The organism is Tsuneonella suprasediminis (assembly GCF_003605755.1).
GTDB lineage: Bacteria > Pseudomonadota > Alphaproteobacteria > Sphingomonadales > Sphingomonadaceae > Tsuneonella > Tsuneonella suprasediminis.
The window spans coordinates 242,276-263,961 of sequence record NZ_RAHJ01000018.1 but is presented as its reverse complement, the minus strand read 5'-3'; the positions used below and the strand labels follow the sequence as shown (position 1 = coordinate 263,961).

General features: G+C 60.7%; 14 protein-coding genes. 7 read left to right on the top strand and 7 right to left on the bottom strand.

Annotated features, from left to right (window positions below; translation table 11 throughout):
* The first annotated feature begins 16 nt into the window (after positions 1-16).
* A complete protein-coding gene (locus tag D6858_RS07240; RefSeq protein ID WP_205664897.1) occupies positions 17-1,555 on the top strand; it encodes a Do family serine endopeptidase in 1,539 nt (512 codons plus the stop codon).
* A 134-nt stretch (positions 1,556-1,689) separates the two neighbouring features.
* On the opposite strand, the gene D6858_RS07235 is transcribed toward D6858_RS07240, so the two are convergent.
* The 5 genes from D6858_RS07235 to D6858_RS07215 all read right to left on the bottom strand — a co-directional run bounded on the left by D6858_RS07235 (position 1,690) and on the right by D6858_RS07215 (position 6,537).
* Entirely contained in the window at positions 1,690-2,397 is a 708-nt protein-coding gene (locus tag D6858_RS07235) for a class I SAM-dependent methyltransferase (RefSeq protein WP_120108608.1), read from the bottom strand.
* Between the two features lie 132 nt (positions 2,398-2,529).
* Positions 2,530-4,728 carry a transglycosylase domain-containing protein gene (locus D6858_RS07230; protein ID WP_120108606.1) on the bottom strand — a complete coding sequence of 733 codons (2,199 nt, stop codon included), beginning with the start codon at positions 4,726-4,728 and terminating at the stop codon, positions 2,530-2,532.
* Between the two features lie 94 nt (positions 4,729-4,822).
* Positions 4,823-5,494: a glutathione S-transferase family protein gene (locus D6858_RS07225; protein ID WP_120109532.1), complete on the bottom strand. Its 672-nt coding sequence runs from the start codon at positions 5,492-5,494 to the stop codon at positions 4,823-4,825.
* Between the two features lie 78 nt (positions 5,495-5,572).
* Positions 5,573-6,076 (bottom strand): hypothetical protein, encoded by a 504-nt coding sequence (locus D6858_RS07220; protein ID WP_165859655.1) that lies wholly within the window; start codon positions 6,074-6,076, stop codon positions 5,573-5,575.
* 77 nt (positions 6,077-6,153) lie between these two features.
* Entirely contained in the window at positions 6,154-6,537 is a 384-nt protein-coding gene (locus tag D6858_RS07215) for a hypothetical protein (protein ID WP_240623746.1), read from the bottom strand.
* 147 nt (positions 6,538-6,684) lie between these two features.
* Between D6858_RS07215 and D6858_RS07210 the strand changes: the two genes are divergently transcribed.
* The 6 genes from D6858_RS07210 (at position 6,685) to D6858_RS15970 (ending at position 12,606) form a co-directional block, all read left to right on the top strand.
* The gene (locus D6858_RS07210; protein WP_120109528.1) at positions 6,685-8,115 is read left to right on the top strand and encodes an NAD-dependent succinate-semialdehyde dehydrogenase; all 1,431 of its coding nucleotides are present in this window, start codon (positions 6,685-6,687) and stop codon (positions 8,113-8,115) included.
* An 81-nt stretch (positions 8,116-8,196) separates the two neighbouring features.
* Positions 8,197-9,309 carry an S-(hydroxymethyl)glutathione dehydrogenase/class III alcohol dehydrogenase gene (locus tag D6858_RS07205; RefSeq protein ID WP_120108601.1) on the top strand — a complete coding sequence of 371 codons (1,113 nt, stop codon included), beginning with the start codon at positions 8,197-8,199 and terminating at the stop codon, positions 9,307-9,309.
* A gap of 14 nt (positions 9,310-9,323) precedes the next feature.
* A complete protein-coding gene (locus D6858_RS07200) occupies positions 9,324-9,698 on the top strand; it encodes a VOC family protein (protein ID WP_120108599.1) in 375 nt (124 codons plus the stop codon).
* 117 nt (positions 9,699-9,815) lie between these two features.
* Positions 9,816-10,319 carry a prolyl-tRNA synthetase associated domain-containing protein gene (locus D6858_RS07195; protein ID WP_120108596.1) on the top strand — a complete coding sequence of 168 codons (504 nt, stop codon included), beginning with the start codon at positions 9,816-9,818 and terminating at the stop codon, positions 10,317-10,319.
* Positions 10,316-11,155, top strand: coding sequence for an S-formylglutathione hydrolase (gene fghA / locus D6858_RS07190; protein WP_120108593.1), 840 nt, complete (start codon positions 10,316-10,318; stop codon positions 11,153-11,155). Before D6858_RS07195 ends, fghA begins: the two co-directional genes overlap by 4 nt.
* 248 nt (positions 11,156-11,403) lie before the next feature.
* Positions 11,404-12,606, top strand: coding sequence for an SHOCT domain-containing protein (locus tag D6858_RS15970; protein WP_205664896.1), 1,203 nt, complete (start codon positions 11,404-11,406; stop codon positions 12,604-12,606).
* Positions 12,607-12,947: 341 nt separating this feature from the next.
* Here D6858_RS15970 and rpoC read toward each other — a convergent pair whose 3' ends face one another.
* Both rpoC and rpoB read right to left on the bottom strand, forming a co-directional pair.
* Complete coding sequence (gene rpoC / locus D6858_RS07180; RefSeq protein ID WP_120108591.1) at positions 12,948-17,282, bottom strand: DNA-directed RNA polymerase subunit beta'; 4,335 nt, start codon at positions 17,280-17,282, stop codon at positions 12,948-12,950.
* A gap of 71 nt (positions 17,283-17,353) precedes the next feature.
* The gene (gene rpoB, locus D6858_RS07175; RefSeq protein ID WP_120108588.1) at positions 17,354-21,526 is read right to left on the bottom strand and encodes a DNA-directed RNA polymerase subunit beta; all 4,173 of its coding nucleotides are present in this window, start codon (positions 21,524-21,526) and stop codon (positions 17,354-17,356) included.
* Positions 21,527-21,686: the final 160 nt, after the last annotated feature.

Below are 21,686 nucleotides of genomic sequence, written 5' to 3'. Positions count from 1 at the left end.
AAAGGACGTGAAGCGCGTGCGATACTCTTATGGAATTACTTCCGCGCTGCTGGTGGGCGGCGCAGCCATTTCGCTGATTACCGGGCACCCCGCCGGCGCGCAGGTGGCGCAGAACGACGACAGCCAGATTGCCAAAGTCGTGCCCCGTGCCGGTGCCCCCGAAGGGTTTGCCGATCTGACGGCGCAACTGCAGCCGGCAGTCGTCAACATATCGACCCGGCAACGGATCAAGGTGCAGAGCCAGAACCCGTTCGCAGGCACCCCGTTCGAAGGGATGTTCGGCAATCGCGGCGGGCAGACGCAAACCCGCGAGGCGCAGTCGCTCGGTTCGGGCTTCATCATTTCCGCCGATGGCTATGTGGTGACGAACAATCACGTCATCAGCCCGGAAGGGAATGGCGAGATCGAAGAGATTACCGTCACTACCCCCGACGGCACCGATTACCCGGCCAAGATCGTGGGCAAGGATGACGCATCCGACCTCGCCGTGCTCAAGATCAGCCGGACGAAGCCGTTTCCGTTCGTGAAATTCGGGGATTCGGCCAAGGCACGCCCCGGCGACTGGGTGATCGCGATCGGCAATCCGTTCGGGCTCGGCGGCACGGTCACATCCGGCATCGTATCGGCGGTCTATCGCGCGACCGGTTCGGGTTCGCCCTACGACCGCTATATCCAGACCGATGCCAGCATCAACCGCGGCAATTCGGGCGGCCCGCTGTTCGACATGCAGGGCAATGTCATCGGCATCAATAATGCGATCCTCTCGCCATCGGGTGGCAGCGTCGGCATCGGCCTGGCGATCCCGGCGGAAACCGCCGCCCCGATCGTGAAGAAGCTGATGGACGGCCAGGAAATCGAACGCGGCTATCTCGGCGTGCAGATTCAGCCGGTCGCCGGCGATCTGGCGGATTCGCTGGGCCTGCCGCAGAACCGGGGCGAATTCGTGCAGGCAGTCGAGCCGGGCCAGCCCGCCGCCAAGGCCGGTATCGAGCCGGGCGACGTCGTGACCAAGGTCGATGGCAAGGATGTGACCAACGATCAGACGCTGTCGTTCCTCGTCGCCAATGTGAAGCCGGGCACAACGATTCCGGTCGAACTGTACCGTCAGGGCAAACGCCGCACCGTCAACGTGACCGTGGGCAAACGCCCGAGCAATGCCGAACTGGCACAGTCACAGATGTTCAACGGCAACGATGGCGACGACGATTCGCAATCGGGTTCCGACAGCAGCAGCACCAGCGAGGCGATTGCCGACAACCTCGGCCTGCAAGTCACTCCGATGACCGCGCGGATCGCCGCCCAGCTGGGCGTGTCCCCCGATACCAAGGGCGTTGTCGTGCTGGGCATCAACCCCAGTTCGGACGCGGCCCAGAAGGGGATGAGTCGCGGCGACATCATTATGTCGGCCAACTATCGCGCTATCGAATCGGTCAGCGATCTGGAAGCGGTGGTGAAGAAGGCGCGCAGCGACAACCGCGATTCGGTGCTGCTGCAGGTGAAGAAGCGTGGTCGCTCTCCGCAATACGCCGCGATCCGCCTGCTTCGCAAAGACTGAACCTGTCCGGCCCAACGCCGGATAGCGCGACACAACAAAAGCCCCGCCGCGATCAGTTCGCGGCGGGGCTTTTTACTGGCAACACGGTTCAGTGGAGGCACTCAGCGAAGGCATTCAGTTGTGACGGCGGCCAATCACAGTGATGGGCGCTGCGCGTGCCATCCGCGAATCGCGAACGCGTGAAAGAACGGCACCGGGTCCGCAAACCCGGCATCCCGCCACAATGCTTCGGTGGTGTCGGGCGATACCACGCCCAACGGATCGCGGAACATCGCGATCAATGCCTCCACAGGCTTCTCATCCTGCCCCATCAGCGATTGGATCCGCGCCCAATCTTCCACAGTCGCAGCTAGCAAGGGATCTTCCAGATCGACACTGATTTCAGCGCTGACAAACAGGCCGCGCGGCTTCAACCGTTGATGGATCGCGCGGTAGAACGCAGCGCGCTGATCCAGCTTGATGAAGTGGGCCACGAACAGGCTGACCGCCGCGTCGAAATGTGTGTCGACAATATCTTCGACTGTGCCGTGAACAAGCTGGCAGCGCCCCAGCAGACCTGCCTCGCCCAGCCGATGGCGGCATACCTCCAGCATTTCGGCTGCAGGATCGACGCCCACAAACCGCCAATCCGGGTTATTGGAAGCAAGCGCGAATATCTCCGCCCCTGTCCCCACACCCACGCACAGGACAGACGCATTGCCAGGCACAGGAGCCAGTACGAGATTGGTCAGAAAATGCAGGCAGCCGCTGATCGGTTGCAGCGCGCTGTTACGCCGATCATAGGCATCCGCCATTTCCTGATTGAAGAAATTTGGCGTCGCGGGTGTGTTGGGCTGATTCATTGATACAATGTATCATGAGTCGATGGCATGTCATCCGATTTCGAACAGACTACGCGCCTGAACGCATCAGTTACCCCTGCACCTCACTGCGCAGCGATCACGTGCGTCGCCCTCCGGCCTGTAATATCGCCGTCAGTTCTGGGGCGTGGGCTGAATCGTTACCGAACGCGGGCCGGTCTGGCGGGGTTCAGCGCGCGGTGCAGCCGCCCCGCTGCGACCGGTCGCGCGATTGAGGAAATCGTCGCTCGCCGCTTGCGGGTTATCGCCCGACCGGCCGTTCGCTGGCGGCGCAGGGGTGGGCTGCTGTTGCGGTTGCTGGCCATTGCCGGGGGCAATGCCCTGTTCGCCATCGGGCGGGAACGGCATCTGGCCCGGTTGATCGGGCTTGTTCGGTTCGACCAGATTGCCCTGATCGTCGATATAGTAATAATCGCCCGGATCGCCGTACATATGCTCTTCATCCGGCTCCATCTGCCATTCGGGCAGCTTGAGATCGGTCTGGAACTGTTCGACCGGGCGATCCTTCACCGCCACTTTCATATAAGCGGAAAACGCCCGCGCCGGGGCTGACCCGCCGTGCAGCCCCGACACCGCCTTGGCATCGTCCCGTCCCATCCACACACCTGTGGTAATGCCGCTGGAGAAGCCGAGGAACCAGCCGTCCTTGTTGGAACTGGTCGTGCCGGTCTTGCCCGCCACCGGGCGCCCGATCTGCGCCGCGCGCCCGGTGCCGGTGGCAACGGTGGTCTGCAAAAGATCGGTCATTCCGGCGGCGACATAGTCGGGCACCAGTTGCGCCTTGCGGGTGTCTTCGTGCTGATAGAGCACCTGCCCGCCGGTCGTCGTCACTTTCACGATACCATATGGTTCAACGCTGAACCCACCCGCCGAAATCTCTGCAAAGGCGCGGGTCATTTCGATCACACGCACTTCGGAACTGCCCAGTACCATCGATGGGTACGTCGAAATCGGGGTCGTGATGCCAAACCGCTTGGCCATCGACGCGACTGTGCCGAACCCGACTTCGTTGCCGAGCTGCGCCGCGACGGTGTTCTTCGAGTAAGCGAACGCGCTACGTACATCCATTTCACCGGCGAAACTGCCGCCCGAATTGCGCGGCGACCAGCCATCGATCGTGACCGGCACATCCTTCACCCGATCATCGGGCGTATATCCTGCCTCCAGCGCAGCGAGATAGACGAACAGCTTCCACGCAGAGCCCGGTTGCCGCATCGCCTCGGTCGCGCGGTTATAATTGCTGGTGACGTAATCGGTGCCGCCCACCATCGCCAGAATCGCGCCATCGCGATCGAGCGACACCAGCGCGCCTTGCGCGCCCTTGGGCACATTGGCCTTGATCGCATTCGACGCGGCGTTTTGCATACCGGGATCGAGCGTCGTCCACACTTCGATTGGCTCTGTCGTATCGGGCAGCAGCACTTCCAGCTGCGGCAGCGCCCAGTCGGTGAAATAGCGCACCGAATTCTGGTTGGTATCTTTCTTCAGCTTGACCGCGCTGGGATCGACCGCCGCTTCGCTGGCGCTGATCCGGCCCTGCTCGCGCATCAGCGACAGCACGACATTGGCCCGGCGCACCGCCGCATCGACATCGGCCGTGGGTGAATAGCGGCTGGGCGCCTTCACCAGACCGGCGATAATCGCGGATTCGCTCACCGAAAGATGGGTCGCCGGGTGGCTGAAGAACTTACGACTGGCGGAATCGATGCCATAGGCACCGCCGCCAAAGTAAACCTTGTTGAGATAAAGCGCGAGGATTTCCTGTTTGGAAAACTTCAGTTCCAGCGCCATCGCCAGCACGCCTTCGCGCAATTTACGATCGAGCGAGCGGTTGGAATTAAGGAACAGATTACGGGCAAGCTGCTGCGTAATAGTGGAGGTCGCCCCCAACCGCCGGTCACCCGTCATCCAGACATAGACCGCACGCGCCAGCCCGATGGGATCGACCCCGAAATGCGAATAGAACCGGCGGTCTTCCACCGACACCATCGCATCTTTCATCGGCTGCGGGATCTGATCGGGATCGAGCCACTGGCCATAACTGGGGCCGAGTTCGATCAGTTCCGACCCGTCGCGCGCGCGCACTACGATAGTCTGGCCCGGCTGGGTCGCCTGCAAAGTGGCATAACTGGGCAACGACCGTTCAGCGAACACCACCGCCACGCCCAGAAACAGCAGCGCCAGCACCGCCAGCCCGGTGCCCCAGACAAACGCGCGTTTCAGCCACAAACGCCAACCGGTCAGCGGTGGTTTCTGTTTGCCATTGCGTTGCTGTCTGGTTGCCGCCGCCCGCCGACTGCCCCGTTTCGCCATTTGGTTACTCACGATCCATGTTCAGGAACCCGCTGCATAGGGGACTTATAACCCGGCGTGAACGGACAAGTTCTGCCAACTCTGCCAACAGCGTTCAGGCGTCGACCTTGGCATAATGCGATGGCGGCTGGATTACTTCCATCCGTTCGCTCAGCAAAGGGCGGAAGCTGGGCCGGCTTTTGAACACGGCATACCAGCCGCGCGCCGAATCGTGCCCGCTCCAGTCGATCCCGCCCAGATAATCGATCACCGAAATCTGTGCCGCCGCGGCCAGATCGGCCAGGCTCATCGTCGCCCCTGCCAGCCAGGGCCGGGTATCGACCAGCCAGTCGATATAATCGAGGTGGCCATGCGCCGCCTTCATCGCTTCGCGCAGAATGCGTGAGTCCGGCGACTGGCGGTGCACGATCCGCTTGAGCATCCGTTCGTAGAGCAGCGGGCCGGTAACTTCCGCGAACAGGTTTTCATCGAACAGCGCCACCAGACGGCGAATTTCCGCGCGACCGATGGCCGTGCCGTTGATCATCGGCGCGCGATCGACCGTTTCTTCGAAATATTCGCAGATCGCCCGGCTATCGGCGATAACGATGTTCTTTTCGGGATGTTCGATCACCGGGGTGCGCCCGGCGGCGTTGAGTTTCCAGAACTCGTCACTCGCATCCCACGGATTTTCGCGCCACAATTCGTAGCCCACGCCTTTCTCGCTCAGCAGCAGGCGCACCTTGCGGCTGAACGGGCAGAGCGGGAACTGATAGAGACGCCACATATGCATCTGCTCATGCACCAGCCGCGCGCCAGCGTCCACCGGGCGCACGTGGGTTGGCGCGGAATTTTGTGGGTGAACTCAATGGGTCGTGCGGTTCTGCGGTTGGTGGGTCGCTGTCGCAAGCGCGCCCCGCATCCGCTCCGCCATACCGCGCAGAGCGGGCATCATCGCTTCCAGCCCGCCAGCCATCCCTGCCATCGTATCCATCATGCGCGGCAGGTTTTTCGCCGCCGCGCCGGGCACCGCGGAGGCGCCGGGGGCATATTTCCGCAAAGTCATATCGGGATCGACCGCAGCCGGATCGCCGCCACCTGCCTCCGCCACCGATCGGGCCAGCGGGGCAATCGGCATGTCGAGCAGCATTTCGCCCAGTACTGCCACCGTTCCGGCGATCTGTTGCTGCATCTGCGGATCGGACAGCTTGCTCTGCAATTGCGATGCCGCCGCGCCGTCGTTCGCCTCAGAGCCATCGGATGCATTCTGCGCCATCGCAGAGGCGGGGGCGAGAGCCACAGTCGCGGCGATCACAACAGGCAGAAACGGGCGCACAGGCAGCTTCCTCAACATCGGACGATTCGTCACGGGGCTATAGCGCGGACCCGATGATCGAAACCTGAATATACCGCGCGCCTCTCGCCCGCACGGATCGCCCACAAAAATTACAGGCCAGAACTGTCGAGCATCGACAGGCAGGCGGGCATGGTCTTGCTCAGCGTGTCGCCTTCGGCCAGTTCGCTGGCTGTGCGCTGCACCAGATCGCCCACCGCGTCGCGGGTCATTCCGGTTTCGTCCATCAATTGCGCCGATGTCCGAACGAAAAATTCGCGCCCGCGCTCGGCCAGCGGGGGCCAGTCCTTGCCTTTGCCCGCCTTCTGCAGCCCGGCACCAAGCGCGAACGCCGCCGAACAACGCACCGCGGCGCTCTGCTGCAACGACAGTTTTGCCTGTGGCGCGGTGTCCGATGCCGGGGGTGTCGTTTGCGCCGCGAGCGGTGCGGCAAGGAACGATAGAGCGGCGGCAACGATTGTCGGGATACGGATCATGAAGATGGCTCCTATTCGCCCGCGGATGAACCTCATCCGACCGACATGCAATCATTGCATTGTGCAACCATTGCCAATCGTGCCGCGAAAGCGCATCGGCATGGTCCGGCAACGCTGACCCCAACGTTATACGAGAAAGTGATTACTATGACCGATTATCCCACCCTTTACCTGTCAATTGGCGGCACCAATCTGTCAAAAGAAGGGCGTGATGCCGTCAATGTGATCAACCCGGCCACCGGGGAAACCATCGGCAGCGTGCCACATGCCACCGCCGCCGATCTGGATGCCGCGCTCGATAATGCGGCCAAAGGTTTCAAAACATGGCGTAATACTGCGGCAGACAAGCGCGCTGCGATCCTCACCAAAGCGGCAGCGCTGCTTAAAGAACGCGCTGGCGATATTGCGGTGTCGCTCACTCTCGAACAAGGTAAACCGCTGGCCGAAGCGAAGGGAGAAATCATCTATTCCGCTATGCTGCTCGAATTTTATGCGGGCGAAATCAAGCGGATATACGGTCGCACGCTAGTCCGCCCCGAAGGACAGCGGGTGGAAGTGCAATATCACCCGGTCGGCCCGGTCGCCGGGTTCGCGGCGTGGAACTTCCCCGCGCTCAACGTGATGCGAAAAATCGGCGGCGCGCTTGCGGCGGGCTGCTCCACGATTGTGAAGCCTTCGGAAGAAACCCCCGCCACCGGCCTCGCGCTGGTGCAGGCGCTGATCGACGCAGGGGTGCCGGGCGATACAGTGCAGTGCGTGTTCGGGGTGCCGGACGATGTCAGCCGTCACCTTCTCGCCTCCCCCATTATCCGCAAGATCACTTTCACCGGCTCCACCGCGGTTGGCAAGCATCTGGCGAAGCTGGCGGCAGACGATCTCAAAATCGCCACGATGGAGCTGGGTGGCCACGGGCCGGTGCTGGTGTTCGACGATGTCGATATCGACAAGACGCTCGATACGATGGTCGCCGCGAAATACCGCAACGCCGGGCAGGTCTGCGTCAGCCCGACACGCTTTCTGGTACACGAAAGCAAGTTCGAACAGTTCCGCGATGGATTCATCGCGCGCGCAGAAAAGATCAAAGTCGGCAACGGGATGGACGACGGCACTCAGATGGGGCCGATGGCCAGCGAGCGCGGCCCTGATGGCATTGCCAAGAAGATCGCCGATGCAGTCAAGAAGGGCGCGAAGCTGGGCACTGGCGGCGAACGGATTGGCAACCAGGGATATTTCTTCCAGCCTTCGGTCCTGTCGGAAGTGCCGACCGATGCCATCATCATGAACGAAGAACCGTTCGGCCCGATCGCTCTCATCAATCCGATGGCCGGTGAAGAGGCGATGATCGAAGAAGCGAACCGCCTGCCCTATGGCCTTGCCGCATACGCGTGGACCAACGATCCGGCCCGCCGCCGCCGCCTCGCCGCCGAAGTCGAAACGGGTATGCTGGCGATCAATTCCGCCAGCATGAGCGCGGTCGACGCCCCGTTCGGCGGGGTCAAATGGTCGGGCTATGGCAGCGAAGACGGGCGCGAAGGCGTAATGGCCTGCATGGTGCCCAAGACAGTCCACGAATCCTGATGGTAAGGACGTAAAACTGCCCTTGAACCACGCTTCGCGGCCAGCCATGCTTGGCGCGAACCGACAGGAGATCCCACTACGATGAAAACCCGTGCCGCCGTCGCCTTCGAAGCGAAAAAGCCGCTCGAAATCGTCGAACTCGACCTTGAAGGGCCCAGGGCGGGTGAAGTACTGGTCGAAATCATGGCGACCGGTATCTGTCATACCGATGCCTACACCCTCGACGGGCTCGACAGCGAAGGGCTGTTCCCTTCGGTGCTCGGCCACGAAGGGGCGGGAATCGTGCGCGAAGTGGGCGCAGGCGTCACCAGCGTGAAGCCGGGCGACCATGTCATCCCGCTTTACACTCCCGAATGCCGCCAGTGTAAATCGTGCCTTTCGGGAAAGACCAACCTGTGCACCGCGATCCGCGCGACGCAGGGCAAAGGGCTGATGCCTGACGGCACTTCGCGCTTCAGCTACAAAGGACAGAGGATCTATCACTACATGGGATGTTCGACATTCTCGAACTTCACTGTGCTGCCCGAAATCGCCGTCGCCAAAATCCGTGAAGACGCTCCCTTCCAGACGAGCTGCTACATCGGTTGCGGCGTCACCACCGGCGTGGGCGCGGTGGTCAATACCGCGAAGGTGCAGGTGGGCGACAATGTCGTGGTGTTCGGTCTCGGCGGGATCGGCCTGAACGTAATTCAGGGCGCGAAGCTGGCCGGTGCAAACATGATTATCGGGGTCGATATCAACCCCGATCGCGAAGAATGGGGCCGCAAATTCGGCATGACCCACTTCCTCAACACCAAGGGGATGAACCGCGACGAAGTCGTCGCCAAAGTGGTCGAAATGACCGATGGCGGCGCGGATTATACCTTCGACTGCACCGGCAATACCGAAGTCATGCGCACCGCACTGGAGGCATGCCATCGCGGTTGGGGCACCAGCGTGGTGATTGGCGTGGCCGAAGCGGGCAAGGAAATCGCCACCCGGCCGTTCCAACTGGTGACCGGGCGCAACTGGCGCGGCACGGCATTCGGCGGGGCCAAGGGGCGCACCGATGTGCCCAAGATCGTCGACTGGTACATGAACGGGAAGATTCAGATCGACCCGATGATTACCCACGTTCTGACACTGGAAGAAATCAACAAGGGCTTCGACCTGATGCATTCAGGCGAATCCATTCGCAGCGTTGTGGTTTACTGAGGAGAGAGAAGACTATGTTCAGCCATGTCATGCTGGGTGCCGACGATATCGACACAGCAAAGAAATTCTACGACGCAACGCTGGGCGTGCTCGGCGCGCGTGAAGGCAGCATCGATCCCAAGGGACGACTGATCTACATCCACAACGGCGGTGCTTTCCTCGTCACCAAGCCAATCGATGGCCAGCCCGCCAGTTGTGGCAACGGTTCGACCATCGGTTTCGTGATGGAAAGCCCCGAACAGGCCAAGGCCTGGCACGATGCAGGTGTTGCCGCGGGCGGCACCTCGATCGAAGATGAACCCGGCGAGCGCCCCGGTTCGGGCATGTACCTTGCGTACTTGCGCGATCCGTCGGGCAACAAGCTCTGCGCTCTCCACCGTCTGGGGTGAGCGACGGCGCAGGCATCTCCCCCTTCGTGCGCGAAGGGGCAGGGACAGGGGGTTTTCGCACAACATATGCCGGAACCCCCTCCCCAACCCCTCCTGTCATCGGGAGGGGTTTTTAACATGCGCGGGGAAGCAGGCTTGCGCGCGGATCTGTCCGCATTGGCGATCCCTTTCACCGCGCATGAACATGCGGCGGTGTTCACTGTCGCGGAAAGCCGCCGGATCGATGCCGACTTACCCGGCAGGCATACCAAGAACCTGTTTCTGAAAGACACCGCCGGTGATTTCTGGCTGGTGACCGTACCTGCCGAAGCCCGCGTAAAACTGAAGGCCCTGCCCGATGCCATCGGCTGCAAACGGGTCAGCTTCGCGAAGCCGGAGGATATGGAACGCCTGATCGGCATCACACCGGGCAGCGTCACTCCGCTGGCGATGATCAATGCTGCGCCGGGCAGCGTGAGGCTGGTGCTCGATGCCGGGCTGGCGGCGGCAGAGCGGATCAACGTCCACCCCTTGCGCAATACCGGCACGCTCGGCCTTGCGGGGCGCGACGTGCTGGCGCTGGCTCGCCACTGGGGCCATGAACCGCGCATAGCCGCTATACCGATTGAGGAACCGCAATGACGTTTGAAACCCAGTCCACCAACCGTGCCTTTGGCGGAACGCAGGGGGTCTATACCCACCAATCGGAAGCGACCGGCACCCCGATGACGTTCTCGGTATTCGTCCCCGACCATGCACCGGACGCGAAGCTGCCCGTGCTGTGGTATCTTTCCGGACTCACCTGCACCCATGCCAATGTGACCGAGAAGGGCGAATTTCGCGCCGCTTGCGCCGAACACGGCATCATCTTCATTGCGCCGGATACCTCGCCACGCGGCGATGATGTGCCCGATGACGAGGGTTACGATTTCGGCAAGGGCGCCGGGTTCTATGTCGATGCCACACAGGAACCGTGGGCGCAGCATTTCCAGATGCGCCGCTATATCGAGGATGAAACGCCCGCGCTGATCGCCGCGCATTTCCCCGTCGATATGGCGCGACAGGGAATCACCGGGCATTCGATGGGCGGGCACGGCGCGCTGACCATCGCACTGCGCAATCCGGGGCGATTCCGCTCGACCAGCGCCTTTGCCCCGATTGTCAGCCCGCTGGAATGCCCGTGGGGAGAGAAGGCGCTCGGCGGCTATCTCGGCCCCGACCGCGCGGCATGGCGTGCATACGACGCCTGCGCCCTGATCGCAGACGGCGCGCGCCTGCCCGATCTGCTGGTCGATCAGGGCACCGCCGACGGATTTCTGGACGAACAGCTCAAAACCCACCTGCTGACCGAAGCCTGCGCCAGGGCAAGCATCCCGGCCACGATCCGAATGCAGGAAGGGTACGATCACTCGTACTATTTCATCTCGACATTCATGGCCGAGCACATTGCGTGGCATGGGGAGCGGCTGAGGGGATAATTGTGGCGCATCGCCCAACGATATGTTGCGGCAGCTTGCGATCCGATTGCTGACGCTGCGCGCCGATCTTGTCACTCATCCAAGCAGACATTCGGCGTAAATCTGGCCAGCAAAGCAACTCGTTTAGGCTTACTACGTTGTCGGCCCTATACCATTATGTCGAAGTCATTTTTCCCGAATACTTTCGCGGCCGTGATTGACTTGGAGCCGTGCAAGTTGAAAAAGCAATAGCAATTAACGGGGGTTACATGACTAAGCACATCTTCTGCGCCGCAATTTCCTCCTCAATCCTTTGCATGTCTACTGCGGCAATAGCCGGCCCCGACGAAGATATGCGCGATGCCGCGCGGGCAGAGGCTTCGAAACTACGCGCAGAGGGGTGGCCGAAGGAGCGATGCTACGCAGGGGTGAGCTTATTTAACAACGTTGTTACAGAAGGAAATGGGACAATACTTGCTGGTGACGAGCTTCTCTACATCGGCGACACGAGTGTTGAGAAAGCTACCACCGACGAGATTGCGAAAACTCTTAGCTCGACCCCGCCAAATGGCACGATAACCGTTCAGGTGCGTCGTAATGGTCAGGTGCAGAACGCCACCCAGAAGTGCGGGAACTTGGCCGATTACCAGCGCCCATACCTCGAAGCCTTAGATTTCGCGGCCAACAAGAAGTGGTACGAATGCATCGATGCACTGGCCAGTCGGCCTGACGACCCTTTCTATCTTAACCTTCGAGTACGTTGTGCACGCGTCTCACGTAAAGCTGCCGAATACCCCATTCAGCAATGGATGGATAAGGGCTACCGCCGCTCTATCGCCATGGGCGTTTATATGCCTGACAGTTGGTTTGGGATTGCCACGTCACTGCTCAAGGGCAGATACGATGTTAGTCCGAGTGTCTACGACAGCCTCGTCGATCAGGTGAAGGGCTGGGATGATGGCAAGACTTGGGCATCAGTCCAGCCCGACTATACCGCCATGCGGCGAGCCGCCGAAAAGGGCGTCAAGTTGCGGCTCATTGACCCGCAGAGCGCCATCATCGATATGCCATATGACTTTATCTATGGTTCTTGGTCGCCTGCGTTCACGGGAACGCGGTTCGAAGGCTTCATGACCTGTGGAACCGTCAACGCCAAGAACCGCATGGGTGGCTATACTGGTTCGACTTTCTTTATCTCAGTCATCGATGAGGCGGGATTCGAAAAATACACTGACATGGACAGTTCGGCCTCCAAGTATATTCGGCCTGTAGACAATGCGTGTTCCCAACTGGTCAAGAAGCTCAAATACTTTGACGAGCAGTCTGAGGCGACCGTGGATGCACCAAGTAGCAACGCGGGCAAGCCATCGATGGCACAGGAACTGGAAAAGTTGGCCGCGCTTCGTGCCAGTGGAGCGCTGAGCGACGAAGAATATGCAGCGGCAAAGGCACGTGTCCTTTCTGGCTCATAGAACTGCGATATGCATCGCAACCCTCTGAAACACAAAGAGTTCGAGCGGTCGAGCGGTGCTTCTCAATACGGAAAATCACCCCAGCTATTCGGCTCCGTGCTTACCGTCCAGCTATCGCCGTCGCTGCAACATCCGCTTTCTCAACACACATACCGAAAGCCGACAGGCAGCTTTCCCCCCCAAATTTAGGATATAGCCACAGCCTATTCCGCTGGTCTGTCTTGCAGCATTATGCCCACACCGCTGCCGGTCTTCTGCCAGCACAAACGAAAAACCCCGCCGGAAGCACATCGCTTCCGGCGGGGTAATTCTATGTCAGTCCGGTCAGACCGGTGAGGGGATCAATCCTCTGCCTTGTCTTCGCTCGCCGTGTCCTCGGCGGCAGTGTCTTCGGCGGTCTGCAGGTATTCGCCCGCATCGGCATCGGTGCCGTGGGTTTCGCCTTCGACCGCGGCCAGCGGATCGTTGCCTGTGTCGTCGAGCGGATCGCGCAGCGCTTCGGCGGCGCGTTCTTCTGCGGCGGAGTTGGCAGCGATGATCGCTTCCTGCGCCTTCTTCCACTGCGCGCGCAGAGCGGCGTCGCGACTGGATGCGGTCACGCGCATGCGGTTCATGCCCGCGCCTGTGCCCGCCGGGATCAGGCGGCCAACAATCACGTTTTCCTTCAGACCGATCAGCGAGTCCCGCTTCCCTTCGACCGCCGCCTGCGTCAGCACGCGGGTGGTTTCCTGGAACGAAGCGGCGGAGATGAACGAGCGGGTCTGCAGGCTCGCCTTGGTGATCCCCAGCAGGATCGGCGTGCCCGTGGCAGGCTGCTTGCCCTTGCCAAGCTTGGCATTGGCTTCGTTCATTTCTTCCAGATCGACCTGTTCGCCCGGCAGCAGCACGGTGTCGCCACCGTCGGTGATTTCAACCTTCTGCAGCATCTGGCGAACGATCACCTCGATGTGCTTGTCGTTGATCTTCACGCCCTGCAAACGATAGACTTCCTGGATTTCGTTCACGAGGTATTCGGCCAGTGCCTCAACACCCATGACTTCCAGAATGTCGTGCGGGTTGGGCGAACCGGAGATGAGCGTATCGCCCTTCTTCACGAAGTCGCCTTCCTGCACGTCGATCACTTTGGTCTTGGGGATCAGGTACTCGACTGCTTCCCCTTCCTCCGGCACGATCGCGATCTTGCGCTTGGCCTTGTATTCACGAACGAATTCGATCTTGCCGCTGATCTTGGCGATAACCGCATTGTCCTTCGGTATACGCGCTTCGAACAATTCGGCGACACGCGGCAGACCGCCGGTGATGTCGCGGGTCTTGGCGGCTTCACGCGATGCACGGGCGAGAATGTCACCCGCTTCGACCTGCTGCCCATCTTCGACCGACAGCGTGGTGCCAGGTGCGAGCATGTAGCGTTGCGCTTCGGTTTCGCCGTCGTCGGTCTGGCCTTCGCCCAGCAGCGTAAGCCGCGGACGCAGATCTTCCTTCTTCTTGCGACCCGATGCGCGCAGTTCGGTGACCACACGCTGGGCGATGCCCGTGGTTTCGTCGACGCGTTCTTCCATCGTCGTACCGTCGATCAGGTCCTGATAACGGACCGTACCCGACTGTTCGGTGATGATCGGCAGGGTAAACGGATCCCATTCGGCCAGGCGATCGCCTTCCTTCACCGCATCGCCATCCTTGAACATCAGGACAGTACCATACGGCACCTTGTGGATTTCGCGTTCACGCCCTTCGGCGTCGACCACCGCCAGTTCACCGTTACGCGCCATCGACAGGATCTTGCCACGCTTGTCGATGATGGTCGGCATGTCGCGGTATTCGATCTTACCGTCTGAAATCGATTCCAGGTGGCTGGTTTCGTTCAGCTGCGCCGCACCGCCGATGTGGAAGGTACGCATCGTCAGCTGCGTGCCCGGTTCACCGATCGACTGCGCCGCGATCACGCCAACCGCTTCACCGATGTTCACCGGCGTACCGCGAGCAAGGTCACGACCGTAGCAAGTCGCGCAAACGCCCTGTTCGGCTTCGCAGATCAGCGGCGAACGGATCTTCGCCACCTGCACTTCGGCCTCTTCGATAGCCTTGACCATCGGTTCGTCGAGCAGAGTGCCGGCCTTGGCGATCACTTCGCCGGTCGCGGCGTTGACGATATCTTCCGCCACGGTGCGGCCAAGGATACGTTCGCCCAGCGATGCGATCACCGAACCACCCTGAACGATGGCCCGCATTTCCAGCGCGTTCTGGGTCTTACAATCGGTTTCGACGATCACGCAGTCCTGCGACACGTCGACCAGACGGCGGGTCAGGTAGCCTGAGTTCGCCGTCTTCAGCGCGGTATCGGCCAAGCCTTTACGCGCACCGTGGGTCGAGTTGAAGTATTCAAGAACGGTCAGACCTTCCTTGAAGTTCGAGATGATTGGCTGTTCGATGATTTCGCCCGAAGGCTTGGCCATCAGGCCGCGCATACCCGCGAGCTGCTTCATCTGCGCTGGCGAACCACGCGCACCGGAGTGGCTCATCATGTAGATCGAGTTGATCTGCGCTTCACGACCGTCGGCATCCCTGGGCCGCGCACGAATTTCGTCCATCATGGCGTCGGCCACCTGGTCGCCGCAACGGCTCCACGCGTCGATTACCTTGTTGTACTTTTCCTGCTGCGTGATCAGGCCGTCCTGATACTGCTGTTCGTAATCGGCAACGAGGGCCTTGGTCTGATCGACCAGTTCGACCTTCGAATCCGGGATAATCATATCGTCCTTGCCGAACGAAATGCCCGCACGGAACGCGTGGCGGAAACCGAGCGACATGATCGCGTCGGCAAACAGCACGGTGTCCTTCTGGCCGGTGTGGCGATAGACTTCGTCGATCACGTCGCCGATGTCTTTCTTGGTCAGCAGGCGGTTGATGACTTCGTAAGGAACCTTGTGGTTCTTCGGCAGACATTCACCGATCAGCATACGGCCCGGAGTGGTATCCACCCGCTTCATATACTGCTTGCCCGCTTCGTCGGTCTGCGGAACGCGGCTGGTGATCTTGGAGTGGAGCGTCACCGCGCCCACTTCCAGTGCCTGATGCACTTCGGCCATATCGGCCAGCAGCATGCCTTCGCCCGGTTCGCCTTCGCGGTCCATCGACAGGTAATACAGACCCAGCACCATATCCTGCGACGGAACGATGATCGGCTTGCCGTTCGCGGGGCTGAGGATGTTGTTGGTGGACATCATCAACACACGCGCTTCGAGTTGCGCTTCCAGTGAAAGCGGTACGTGAACCGCCATCTGGTCACCATCGAAGTCGGCATTGAAGGCCGAGCAGACCAGCGGGTGAAGCTGGATCGCCTTACCTTCGATCAGCACGGGTTCGAACGCCTGAATGCCAAGACGGTGAAGCGTGGGTGCGCGGTTCAGCATAACCGGGTGTTCACGGATCACTTCGTCGAGGATGTCCCAGACTTCCTTGCGTTCCTTCTCGACCCATTTCTTTGCCTGTTTCAGAGTCATCGACAGACCCTTGGCATCGAGGCGGGCGTAGATGAACGGCTTGAACAGTTCGAGCGCCATCTTCTTGGGCAGGCCGCACTGGTGCAGCTTGAGTTCCGGCCCGGTCACGATAACCGAACGGCCCGAATAGTCGACGCGCTTACCCAGCAGGTTCTGACGGAAGCGGCCCTGTTTGCCCTTGAGCATGTCGGACAGCGATTTCAGCGGACGCTTGTTCGCCCCGGTGATCACGCGGCCACGGCGGCCGTTGTCGAACAGTGCGTCAACGGCTTCCTGCAACATGCGTTTTTCGTTGCGGACAATAATGTCCGGCGCGCGCAGTTCGATCAGGCGCTTGAGGCGGTTGTTACGGTTGATGACGCGGCGATAGAGATCGTTGAGGTCCGACGTCGCGAACCGCCCCCCATCCAGCGGCACCAGCGGGCGCAGTTCGGGCGGGATGACCGGGATCACTTCAAGGATCATCCATTCGGGGCGGTTGCCCGAATCGATAAAGCTTTCCACGACCTTCAGACGCTTGATGATCTTGGCAGGCTTGAGCTTGGACTTGGTGGTCGCCAGCTCTTCCAGCAGATCGTCACGCTCACGCTCAAGATCGAGGTCCATCAGCATGAACTTGACCGCTTCGGCCCCGATCCCGGCGCTAAAGCTGTCTTCGCCGTATTCGTCCTGCGCTTCGAGCAGTTCGTCTTCGGTCAGGAGCTGGAATTTTTCCAGCGGGGTCAGGCCCGGTTCGGTGACGATGTAGCTTTCGAAATACAGCACCCGCTCAAGCTGCTTGAGCTGCATGTCGAGCAGCAGGCCGATGCGCGAAGGCAGCGACTTGAGGAACCAGATGTGCGCGACCGGCGCGGCCAGTTCGATGTGGCCCATGCGTTCGCGGCGGACCTTGGTCACGGTCACTTCAACGCCGCACTTTTCGCAGACGACGCCCTTGTACTTCATGCGCTTGTACTTGCCGCACAGGCATTCGTAGTCCTTCACCGGGCCGAAGATGCGCGCGCAGAACAGGCCGTCACGCTCAGGCTTGAACGTGCGGTAGTTGATCGTTTCGGGCTTCTTGATTTCACCGAACGACCACGAACGGATGCGTTCGGGCGATGCGATGCCGATCTGGATCTGGTCGAAGGTTTCCGGCTTGGCCAGCTGGTTGGTGAATTTGGTCAGTTCGTTCATTTTGCAAATTCCCTTGGGGGGATCAACAGGGGGTGGCGGGGAGGCGGCCCTTCGCGAGCCGCCGGCCCCTGTTATTCAGCGGCAATCTGGCCAAGGCCGTCGTCATCTTCGTCGCCATCGTTAAGCGACGAGAGTTCGACGTTGAGGCCGAGGCTGCGCATTTCCTTCACGAGCACGTTGAAGCTTTCCGGGATACCGGCTTCGAAGGTGTCGTCGCCCTTGACGATCGCTTCGTAAACCTTCTGGCGGCCGACCACGTCGTCCGACTTCACCGTCAGCATTTCCTGCAGCGTGTATGCCGCGCCGTATGCCTGCAGCGCCCAGACTTCCATTTCCCCGAAGCGCTGACCACCGAACTGCGCCTTACCACCCAGCGGCTGCTGCGTGACGAGCGAGTACGGGCCGATCGAACGGGCGTGGATCTTGTCGTCGACCAGGTGGTGCAGTTTGAGCATGTAGATATAGCCCACTGTCACCTTACGGTCGAACGCCTCACCCGTGCGCCCGTCGAACAGCGTGACCTGACCCGAAGTGGGCAGGTTCGCCTTTTCAAGCATGATCGACACGTCGCCTTCGCGGGCGCCGTCGAACACCGGCGTACCGAACGGCACACCGTTCTTGAGGTAGCCCGCCATTTCGACGATTTCGGCGGTCGAGCGGCTGTCGATGTCGGCGTGGTACTGTTCGCCGTACACATCCTTCAGCTTTTCAATCACCGCTTCCGGCGGCTTGGCTGCGGCCGGATCGGGATTGGCCTCGCGCCATTCTTCCAGCGCAGCAGTAATCTGCTGACCAAGGCCACGCGCCGCCATGCCGAGGTGGGTTTCGAAGATCTGTCCGACGTTCATACGCGACGGCACACCCAGCGGGTTGAGCACCAGATCGACCGGCGTTCCATCTTCCAGGAACGGCATGTCTTCCTGCGGCAGAATGCGCGAGATAACACCCTTGTTACCGTGGCGGCCGGCCATCTTGTCGCCCGGCTGCAGCTTGCGCTTCACCGCGACGAAAACCTTGACCATCTTGAGCACGCCCGGTGCCAGTTCGTCACCACGTTCCAGCTTTTCGCGACGGTCTTCGAACTTGTCTTCGATGCCCTTCACGGCTTCGTCGTACTGCGCCTTGATCGCTTCGAGCTGGCTCTGGCGATTGTCGTCGGCAACGGCGAACTTGAACCATTCGAACTTTTCGATTTCGTCGAGCAGTTCTTCGGTGATTTCGACGCCCTTCTTCGCGCCTTTCGGTACAGCCGCAGCGGTCTGGCCGATCAGCATGTCTTTCAGGCGGTTGTAGGTCGCGCGGTTAAGAATGGCGCGTTCGTCCTGGCTATCCTTGCGGAGGCGTTCGATTTCCTCGTTCTGGATTGCGCGGGTACGGTCGTCCACTTCGATACCGTGGCGGTTGAACACGCGCACATCGACCACCGTGCCCGAAACGCCCGGCGGCAGACGGAGCGAGGTGTCGCGCACATCGCTGGCCTTTTCACCGAAGATAGCGCGCAGCAGCTTTTCTTCCGGGGTCATCGGACTTTCGCCCTTCGGCGTGATCTTGCCGACCAGAATGTCGCCCGGATGCACTTCCGCACCGATATAGACGATGCCCGCTTCGTCGAGGTTGCGGAGCGCTTCCTCGCCAACGTTGGGAATGTCGCGCGTGATGTCTTCCGGGCCCAGCTTGGTGTCGCGGGCCATCACTTCGAAATCGTCGATATGGATCGAAGTGAACACGTCGTCTTTCACGATGCGTTCGGAGATCAGGATCGAGTCTTCGTAGTTATAGCCGTTCCAGGGCATGAACGCGACGAGGCTATTCTTGCCCAGCGCCAGTTCGCCCAGCTCGGTCGAAGGACCATCGGCGATGATATCGCCCGCCTCCACCGATTCGCCCACTTTCACGAGCGGACGCTGGTTGATGCAGGTCGACTGGTTTGAACGTTCGAACTTCTGCAGGCGATAGATGTCCACGCCCGACTGGCCGGGTTCGACATCGCCCACAGCGCGGATCACGATGCGGGTCGCGTCGACCTGGTCGACCACGCCGCCGCGGGTCGCGGTGATCGCAGCACCCGAATCGCGGGCCACGGTTTCTTCCATGCCGGTGCCGACGAACGGCGCCTCGGCCCGTACCAGCGGCACGGCCTGACGTTGCATGTTCGAGCCCATCAGCGCGCGGTTTGCGTCATCGTTTTCCAGGAACGGGATCAGCGATGCCGCAACCGAAACGAGCTGTTTCGGGCTGACGTCCATCAGCGTGATCTGTTCACGCGGCAACATCACGAACTCGCCGTTTTCGCGGGCGGAGATCAGTTCTTCGGTAAAGCTGCCATCTTCGTTGGTTTCTGCCGAAGCCTGCGCCACGGCGTGCTTCTGCTCTTCCATCGCGGACAGATAGACCACTTCGCTGGTCACCTTGCCGTCGATCACCTTGCGGTACGGGGTTTCGATGAAGCCGTACTTGTTGACGCGGGCGAAAGTCGACAGCGAGTTGATCAGGCCGATGTTCGGGCCTTCGGGCGTCTCAATCGGACAGATACGGCCATAGTGCGTCGGGTGAACGTCACGCACTTCGAACCCGGCACGTTCGCGGGTCAGACCGCCCGGCCCAAGCGCCGAAACGCGGCGCTTGTGCGTGACTTCCGACAGCGGGTTGGTCTGGTCCATGAACTGCGAGAGCTGGCTCGACCCGAAGAATTCGCGCACCGCGGCCACCGCAGGCTTCGCATTGATCAGATCGTTGGGCATCACCGTCGATACATCGACGCTGCTCATACGTTCTTTCACTGCGCGTTCCATACGCAGCAGGCCGACGCGATACTGGTTTTCCAGCAGTTCGCCCACCGAACGGACGCGGCGGTTGCCGAGGTTATCGATGTCGTCGACTTCGCCCTTGCCGTCCTTCAGATCGACCAGTTCCTTGACCACGGCGAGGATGTCTTCCTTACGCAGCGTAGTCACGGTGTCTTCGGCATCGAGGCCGAGGCGCATGTTCAGCTTCACGCGGCCCACGGCGGACAGGTCATAGCGTTCGGGATCGAAGAACAGGCCTTCGAACAGCGCCTCTGCGGTTTCCTTGGTCGGCGGTTCGCCGGGACGCATGACCTTGTAGATCGCTTCCAGACCTTCGTCGCGGTTTTCGGCCTTGTCGACCTTCAGCGTGTTGCGGATCCACGGGCCGGTGTTGATGTGGTCGATGTCGAGCAGGACAAGACGATCGACCCCGGCAGCGTCCAGCTTTTCCAGATTGTCGGTATCGACTTCGTCGCCCGCTTCGATCCAGATGCGACCGGTCGATTCGTCGATCATGTCAGCCGATGCATAACGGCCGAAGATTTCTTCGGTCGGGATCAGCAGGGTTTCGAGACCGTCCTTGGCCGCCTTGTTCGCAGCGCGCGGGCTGATCTTCTGATTGGCGGGGAATACTTCTTCGCCCGTTTTGGCATCGACCAGCGCGAAAGCCGGCTTCTGACCGCGCCAAGCATCGGCGACGAATGGGATCTTCCAGCCATCCTTGGCGCGTTCCCACACTACGGTGTTGTAGAAGACCGAGAGAATTTCTTCGCTGTCGAGACCCAGCGCATAAAGCAGCGCGGTCACCGGCAGCTTGCGCTTGCGGTCGATACGGACGTTGACGATGTCCTTGGCGTCGAATTCGAAATCGAGCCACGAACCGCGATAGGGAATCACGCGGGCAGCGAACAGCAGCTTGCCCGAACTGTGGGTCTTGCCGCGATCGTGGTCGAACAGCACACCCGGCGAACGGTGCATCTGGCTGACGATCACGCGTTCGGTGCCGTTGATGAAGAACGTGCCGTTCTCCGTCATCAGCGGCATGTCGCCCATGTACACGTCCTGCTCTTTAATATCGAGCACCGAACGGGTTTCGGTTTCCTGATCGACTTCGAACACGATCAGGCGCAGCGTCACCTTCATCGGGGCCGCATAAGTAATGCCGCGCTGACGGCATTCGGTCACGTCGTACTTGGGATCTTCGAGTTCGTAGTGAACGAAATCGAGCTCCGCCGTGCCCGCGAAATCGCGGATCGGGAAAACCGAACGCAGCGTCTTTTCAAGGCCGGAGACATAGCCGGTCGAAGGGTCGGAACGCAGGAACTGCTCGTAGCTTTCGCGCTGAACCTCGATCAGGTTCGGCATTTTCACGACTTCGTGAATATCGCCGAAGATTTTACGGATGCGCTTCTTGCCGGTGCCGGTCTGCTTGGCCGGAGCCTTCGCCTTGGTCGCCATAGGGAAAATATCGCCTTTGCCTTGATGCTGACCCTGTGGCGGGCCAGCGGATTATCGCCGTTCACGCGCGGGAAGTCAGCCGGGACGCACGAAACCCGCAGCATATCATGCACCCCGTTTGCGAGTGCTGCTGCAGGCAAATATTGCGTCGCGATTATGG